Below are 7,534 nucleotides of genomic sequence, written 5' to 3' on the forward strand. Positions count from 1 at the left end.
GCAGGTGAATGTTTACCCTCGATCGAGGCCGTCCGGTGTTTGTATCGTATGTCCGCCATGTGGCAAAAAGCACCCCGCTGCGTAGCGCCTCCGATCCGTCCGTCAAGATGCAGTTCTCGCCCTCAGGCACCGGCGTCATTTTCCGGGGTCGGCCGATCATGGGCGTCTTCGGCATAGCGGCAGACAGAGATCGAGGGAAAGGACGTGCGGTCGTGCGATGGGGTAGGGGCGACGTGGCGACCACCACGGTCGCGGCGAGGATCGCGACGCTTCTGACGGAGCAGGCCGGCGGCGCGGCGCTCACGGATCCGCGGCTCGCCGCGGCGGCCAGCCGTTCCTGGACGCTGACGGAGACGACCGACTCCGCCGGGTGCGTTACCTGTCGGGTGACCACGGCCGTTGTCGCGGGCGCCGCCGCGGGCGCCGCTGCGACGGCCTCCGAGGTCCCCGTGGTGACGGGACCGCAGCCGGATCCGACCCTGTCGTACGAGCAGCTCGTTCGCTACCGTGACGCTCTGCTCGCCGCGGACTTCGCCGTTCAGGAGGTCTTCGAGGGCTGGCGGACGGTCGCTCTCGACGTGCGGGTCGCGGAGGAGACCGCTCCGGCCGACCTGCCCGAGGCGACCGCCGAGGCCGGTGAGGCTGTCGAGACCGCCGAGGCTGTCGAGACCGGAAGGGTCGGCGGCGAGGCGTCGGCGCCGCTCGAGTTGGCCACTGGTCCGATCTCGGACGAGGTCCCCTTCTCGACCGCCGTGGACTCGCAGCCGGCCGTGGACTCGCAGCCCGCGGAGGTCGCCTCGACAACCGGGGAACAGCCTGTCGGGCCCGCAGTGGCGGCGGAGGCCGAGGACGCGCCGGTCGTGACGGGTGGCCGGAAGCGGCCCGGCCGGAGGTCGGCCGACGCGGGCCGTCCGCGAGCCCGGCGCGGTCTGTTGCGACGTCGTGTTCCCGCCGGGAAAGCCGCGGCCGTGGCATCCGCGGCCGACACGGGCGGCTCCGACGACGACGCGGCGGACCAGGCTGCCGACTCCACCACCCCCGACTCCATCGCCGGCGGGTCGCCGGCGGCCTGACGCCGGACCGCTGGACTGCCTGACCGCCGGGCGGACCTTCGCGGCTTCGGGACTGCTCGACGGTCAGGCCGCGGAAGACCGGGATCGCTCAGTAGGGGCGGCGGTGGCGGGCCGACGAGTTCCCCGTGCCGCGAATCCAGCCGTGCTGGGGTACCCGGAGCGGCGTCCCGGGGCCGGCGGCTCGCAGCCGGCTGATGAACGGTATGACGAGCAACGCGCCGGCCGCGAAGCCGACTACATGTGCTCCGTACGCCACGGTACCGCTGTCGACGACGCCGAATCCGGTGAAGTAGATGTACTGCAACGCGAACCAGAAACCGAGGACGATCCAGGCCGGCAGCCAGAACGGCAGAAAGAACAGGACGGAGACCAGGCCGATGACGCGAGCCCGTGGAAAGAGCACCAGATAGGCGCCCAACACGCCGGCGACCGCGCCGGAGGCGCCGATCAGGGTGTTCGTCGACCCACCCTCCAACAGGGCGAAGCCGTACCCGGCGGCGTATCCGCAGACCAGGTAGAACAGCGGGTAGAGCAGCCTGCCCATGCGATCTTCAATGTTGTTGCCGAAGACCCCGAGGAACAGCATGTTGCCGATCAGATGAAGCCAGCTTCCATGCAGGAACATCGAGGTCAGCACTGACAGCACCGGAATCTTGTCGAAGCTGAGCGGTGATTCCACGATGCATCCCGGGTTGCCGGCCGCGTCCACCCCGATCCGGCCGGAGTCCGCGGCGGTGAGCTGCGCATTGTGCACCAGCTCCCACGGGATCGCGCCCCACTTCTGGAAGAACCGTTGCTGCTCGCAGATGTTCTGTGCCGCCGACGTCTCCATGCCGGCGACCGAGCTGACCACCGGTTCGAAGAAAACGAAGATCACCACGTTCGCCGCGATGAGCAGCCAGGTCATGACCGGGCGGCGGCGCAGGGGATTGATGTCGTGAATCGGGATGACCACACTGACATCCTGCCCGATGAGCCTGGGTAGCTGCTCCTACCTGGCACTCCTACCTTGGCACCCAGCCGTACCCGCGCGAGAGACGCCGGGCCGCCAGACATCGGTCAGGCATAACGCGAAAGGGCGCCTTCGACGTGACTTCCTCGTCCTCGTCGACGCGCTCGCCGTCCTCGACGCCGCGGACTTAGTGGGGGTAGCCACGAGTTGGACTCCTGTCGGGTTGGGGTTCGAGGGCAGGACGGGCGGGTGACGAGCTCGGGCGGGTGACGCCGTGGGGTGAGACGCAGTGGTGTGAGACGCACGACGATCGGCCCAGGCCAGCGTCACCCAGGCCACCGCCGTCGACCGGGGTGGGCGAGAGTGGGAAGGTGACCCCTCGTTCGACGACCGCCGTCCCGCCGCCCGCGCTCACCCCCCGGCACCAGGCCCCGGTGGCGGACGTGGGCGACCTCGTCGCCCGCGATCGGCGGGTGGTCTGGCATCCGTATGCTTCGGTGTCCGGCTCCACGCCGCTCTTCCCGGTCGCATCCGCCGCGGGGACCCGGCTGACGTTGACCGACGGCCGGGAACTGATCGACGGGATGTCGTCGTGGTGGGCGGCGATCCACGGCTACCGGCATCCCGTGCTCGACGAGGCGGTGCGCGGGCAGCTCGAGACGATGTCCCATGTGATGTTCGGCGGTCTGACCCATGAGCCGGCGGTGGCCCTCGCCGAGACCCTCGTGGCGATCACGCCGGATCCGTTGCGGCGGGTCTTTCTGTGCGATTCGGGTTCCGTCGCCGTCGAGGTCGCGATCAAGATGGCGCTGCAGTACTGGACCGGGCGGGGCCGGCCGGGCCGGACGCGCCTGCTCACCATCCGGCGCGGCTATCACGGCGACACCTCGGGCGCGATGGCGGTCTGTGATCCGGACGCGGGCATGCATCACCTGTTCAGCCATCTGCTGCCCCGCCATCTGTTCGCCTCCGCCCCGGCCTGCGCCTTCGACGAGCCGTGTGAGGACGCTCACGTCGCCGAGATCGAGGGGCTGCTGGCCGGGCACGCCGGCGAGATCGCGGCGGTCATCTGCGAGCCGGTCGTGCAGGGCACCGGAGCCATGCGGTGGTACGCGCCGGGCTGGCTGGCGCGGCTGCGCGAGCTGTGCGACCACTACGGGGTGCTGCTGATCGCCGACGAGATCGCGGTCGGGTTCGGCCGCTCGGGCGAGCTGTTCGGCTGCGACCATGCCGGCATCAGCCCCGACATCATGTGCGTGGGCAAGGCGATGACCGGTGGCTACCTGTCCATGGCCGCGACGCTGTGCACCGACGAGGTCGCGGCGGGCGTCTGCGACTCGCCGGCCGGCGCGTTCATGCACGGCCCCACGTTCATGGGCAACCCACTGGCGAGCACGGTCGCGAACGCCAGCATCGATCTGCTCCTCTCCTCGCCCTGGCAGGCTCGGGTGTGCGAGATCTCCGCCGGGCTCGCCGCCGGGCTCGCCCCGGCCGCCGACCTGCCCGGGGTCGCCGACGTGCGGGTACTCGGCGCCATCGGGGTGATCGAGACGCGGGAGCCCGTCGACCTGGCCGTGATCCAGCCGCTGTTGGTGGATCTCGGGGTCTGGGTCCGCCCGTTCGGACGGTTGGTCTATACGATGCCGCCGTTCATCATCTCCCCCGCCGACGTGGCCACCCTGACCGCCGCGATGGTCGAGGCGGTCGCCCGCACCACCTGATCGCCGCGTCACCGGTTCGTCCGTGTCACCGGCGCGTCGTGCCCTCCGTCGCCGCCAGGGGTCAGGCGCGGACGGCGGGCATCGAGCTGGTCCCTCGGCGGTCTCTTCTCCGGCCGTCACTGGTCTCTGGGCGGCGGACGTGCCGTTTCCCGGGCGTGTCGGATGTGGTCTCTCGAGGGTGTCCCGCAGCCGGCGCGGCTGGGCGGCCCGTCGCGACGCCTCCTTCGGCCCGGCATTCGTCGTCGCAGGTCAGGTGCCATTTCCTGGGCAACTATCGCGCGCGTGCCGGGGAGAAAACACGGCTCGGCGACGCCGGGAACGGCTAAGAACCGGCATTCGGACGGTTGCGAATTGGCGAAGTGCCTTCGTACTCTTCGTTCTCGATGATTTACCGTGAGTAGCAGCGACCAGGTTGGATTCACCGGGCGGTTCCGGCCGGGTAGGGCCGTGGACAAGAACGAGGAAGGCCATCCACCAATGCCGTTACGCATACGACTGGCGCGAGGTGCGGGTTCCGTTCTGGTGGGCACCCTTCGGCGTGGCTGGCGGCGAGCCCGCGGGGTGACCACGCAGGGAGCGGGCGCGACTGCCCGGACCGGTCGCGGGGCGGCACGAGGCGAAGCGTCCGCCCCACCCGCGAGCGCCGAGCCCGTCGCTCCCCGGATGATCGGTCCTCCGCCATTGGGCCCTCATCTGGCCGGCCCACGCCTGGCCGGCTTTCATCTGGCCGGCGCCCACGTCACGGAACCTCGCCTGGCCGTGCTGCGCCTGCTCGGCCACGGCTGGATGCTGTGGCGCGTGCCCGGGGGGTTGATGCGACGGGGGTTGATCGTAGTCTTCTGCTGGCTGAGTGTGGCCGGATTCGCGGCGGCGGGTCTGCGTCCGCGATGGGCCGACCTCGCGGCCTTCGCCACCTTCGTTGTTCTCGGGGCGCTGGCCGTGGTGGCGTCCGGACGGCTGGGTGAGGATCTGACCGTTCCCAGGGCCCGACGCCATGACCTGCTGTCCACCTGGACGGTGGCGGCGGCGGTCCTGCTGCCGCCGTTCTACCCGACGGTTATCAGCCTGCCGCTGTGCTGGCTCGCCGGCCGTCGTGATCCAGTACAGCCGCCGCACCTGCGCGTGTTCCACGCCGCGGCGTTGGGCATCGCGGGCTTCTGTGCCTCCAGTGTCCATCTGCTGCTCAGCCCCGATCGAGGGCCGTTCACCGTCGACAACCTCGTCGGGTCCGGCGTCGCGGTGCTGGCCTTCCTCACTGCGGTCGCGGTCTACCCGGTCGTGGCGAGGCTGACCGTGATGGGGATGAGGCTGACCGTGATGGGGATGGCGACGCCCGGCGGTCGGGAGAGCCTCGGTTCGTGGTCCGGCGCGGCGGCCGGCCCGACCCGGCCGGGCTGGCCGGGCCGGACCGGAGTCGTCCCGTCATCTGTCATCCCGGCCCGGATCCCGCTCCGGCATGCGTGCCGCGACCTCGTGCCCGCGCAGGCCGCCGAGATCTGCTCGTCGATCGTGGTCGCGGTGCTGTGGGCGGCGAACCCGTTGCTCATGCTGGCGATCACACCCCCCGTCCTGCTGCTGCAACGCAGCCTGTTGCACGCCGAGCTCCTGCATGCCGCGCGGTCCGACGCGAAGACCCGGCTGGCCAACCCGGCGTACTGGCGCCAGGTCGCGGAACGCGAGATCAACCGGGCCTGCCGGGTGGGGCGTCCGCTGTCGGTGCTCCTGGTCGACATCGACCACTTCAAGCGGGTCAATGACAGGTTCGGTCATCTCATCGGGGACGTCATCCTGATCGCGGTGGCGGACGCGCTGCGGGCGGCGACCCGCCCCCGGGACCTCGTCGGACGGTTCGGGGGCGAGGAGTTCGTGGTGCTGCTCACCGAGGTCGAGCTGGAGAACGCGGCCGATGTCGCGGAACGGATCCGCCGCCAGGTCGCCGGAACCCACTGCTGGCTGGAGGGCCGGCCTCCCCTGTCGGTGACCGTGTCCGTGGGAGTCGCGACACATCACGGCCCCCGCGGTGACCTCGCCGGTCTCATCGCTCGGGCGGACTCCGCGCTCTACCGGGCCAAGGCCGATGGTCGTAACCGGGTACGGCTCGCCGGGTCGGTCTACAGCTCCGTCTGAGGCCACCGCGGCCCCGCCTGAGGCCACCGCGGGCCCCGCCGAGGCCAGGTGGCGGGTGCGCGCCGATCAGGCGGCGCGCGCCGCCCGGATCGTGTTGCGCAGCAGGAGCATCGTGGTGACCGGTCCCACACCGCCCGGCACCGGGGTGAGGGCGCCCGCCACGGACGAGACGGCCGCGGCGTCCACGTCACCGACCTGCCCGGTCTCGGTCACGACGGTGCCGACGTCGATGACGGTCGCACCCGGGCGGACGAAGCCGGCGCCGACGAGGCGGGGATGGCCGGTGGCGGACACGATGATGTCGGCCTCGTGGGCGATGCTCACCAGTCCCTTGGTGCGGGAGTGGCAGATCGTCACGGTCGCGTCCTCGGCGAGCAACAGCAGCGAGACCGGCTTGCCGACCACCGGGCCGCGGCCGATCACGCATACCCGGGCGCCGGACATCGGGATGCGGGCCCGGGTGAGGATCTCCACCACCGCGGCGGCGGTGGCCGGCGCGAAGCTCGGCAGACCCAGCGCGAGCCGGCCGAGACTGCTCGGGTTCATCCCGTCGACGTCCTTGGCCGTCGGAATGTGCTCGCCGACCTCGCGGGAGGTCAGCCCGCCTGGCAGCGGCGTCTGGACGATGATCCCGTGCACGGTCGGATCGGCGGCGACGGTGTCGATCGTGTCGAGGATCGCCGCCGGCTCGCCCTTCGGCTCATGCAGCACGCAGCGCACGCCGACCTTGCCCGCGGTCCGTTCGACGATCTCGGCATAGGAATACGCGGCCGGATCCGCGGTCGGCAGGACCACCGCCAGGGTCGGCGTGACTCCCGCCGCAGCCAGCCTCTCGGCCTCGTCGACCACGTACCTGCCGATCTCGGCGGCCATCGACCGCCCGTCGAGCATCCTCATGCGCCGTTCCGATCCTCGTCGTTCTCGTGGTCTGGCTCTCGTGGCCCTTGCGGTCCTGATGGCCCGTCTGGGCCGTTCCGCACGTCTGGGCCGTTCCGCACGGATAAGTCACCGCTGTCCGCAGGCCTTTCCCGCACTCGCGCGGGTTATGCCGTCCTGGCCCACCACGCGAAACCTGGGGAAGGCCCGGGATGCGCCGGCACGGCGAGCGGGGCGGCGGCGGGCACGGTTGTACCGTAGCAAGGCGACGTGGGCAGGTAACCTGGGCGGGGGAGCACGCCAGGGCCGCTCGGTGCACTCGGTTCCAGAACGCCCGGTTCCAGAACGCTCGGTTCTAGGCAGCCCGGTTCTCGTGCCTCGGATTTTCGGAATAACGGATCCTCCCCGGGAAAGCCTTCCGGAAGAGGCCCGCCCCTGTGCGGTGGTGTAGTCGAGGTGGGCGATTCCGAGCGGAAATCCGAGTATTACTCTATATGATCTTCCCGGTTCGGGGTGATGGCGGCTACGGACCGCCGGAACGATGTACCTGAAACGACGCACCTGGCCAGAAGCGCCCGGTGCCCGCTACGCCGCATCCCGAGCCACCCGCCGCGCCGGCTGTACTCAGGAACCCGGTCGGCTTGCCGGATGTAGCGATATGAATGCGACATTCGTCCTAGGAGTCGAAATGAAATAACTTGCGCGTTTCGAACCCTCCACAGGCCTGTGACCTGCGATGATGCTCTCGATCACGTATTTGTTACTTCATTACGTCCCCCTACTGC

The 7,534-nt window shown here is 70.3% G+C and carries 5 protein-coding genes; 3 read left to right on the forward strand and 2 right to left on the reverse strand.

Features of this window, described 5'->3' with window-relative positions; all coding sequences use genetic code 11:
- Positions 1 to 233: 233 nt before the first annotated feature.
- Entirely contained in the window at positions 234 to 1,073 is an 840-nt protein-coding gene (locus AC08OU_RS13675) for a hypothetical protein (RefSeq protein ID WP_476605053.1), read from the forward strand.
- Positions 1,074 to 1,161: 88 nt separating this feature from the next.
- On the opposite strand, the gene AC08OU_RS13680 is transcribed toward AC08OU_RS13675, so the two are convergent.
- Positions 1,162 to 2,028 carry a rhomboid family intramembrane serine protease gene (locus AC08OU_RS13680; RefSeq protein WP_476601691.1) on the reverse strand — a complete coding sequence of 289 codons (867 nt, stop codon included), beginning with the start codon at positions 2,026 to 2,028 and terminating at the stop codon, positions 1,162 to 1,164.
- Between the two features lie 431 nt (positions 2,029 to 2,459).
- Here AC08OU_RS13680 and bioA point away from each other — a divergent pair, with 431 nt between their 5' ends.
- Positions 2,460 to 3,746 (forward strand): adenosylmethionine--8-amino-7-oxononanoate transaminase, encoded by a 1,287-nt coding sequence (bioA, locus tag AC08OU_RS13685; RefSeq protein ID WP_476601694.1) that lies wholly within the window; start codon positions 2,460 to 2,462, stop codon positions 3,744 to 3,746.
- Between the two features lie 663 nt (positions 3,747 to 4,409).
- Entirely contained in the window at positions 4,410 to 5,873 is a 1,464-nt protein-coding gene (locus AC08OU_RS13690; RefSeq protein WP_476605054.1) for a sensor domain-containing diguanylate cyclase, read from the forward strand.
- Between the two features lie 66 nt (positions 5,874 to 5,939).
- On the opposite strand, the gene AC08OU_RS13695 is transcribed toward AC08OU_RS13690, so the two are convergent.
- The gene (locus AC08OU_RS13695; protein ID WP_476601693.1) at positions 5,940 to 6,770 is read right to left on the reverse strand and encodes a bifunctional 5,10-methylenetetrahydrofolate dehydrogenase/5,10-methenyltetrahydrofolate cyclohydrolase; all 831 of its coding nucleotides are present in this window, start codon (positions 6,768 to 6,770) and stop codon (positions 5,940 to 5,942) included.
- Between the last annotated feature and the right edge of the window lie 764 nt (positions 6,771 to 7,534).

Source organism: Frankia sp. CcMO1, from assembly GCF_977945845.1.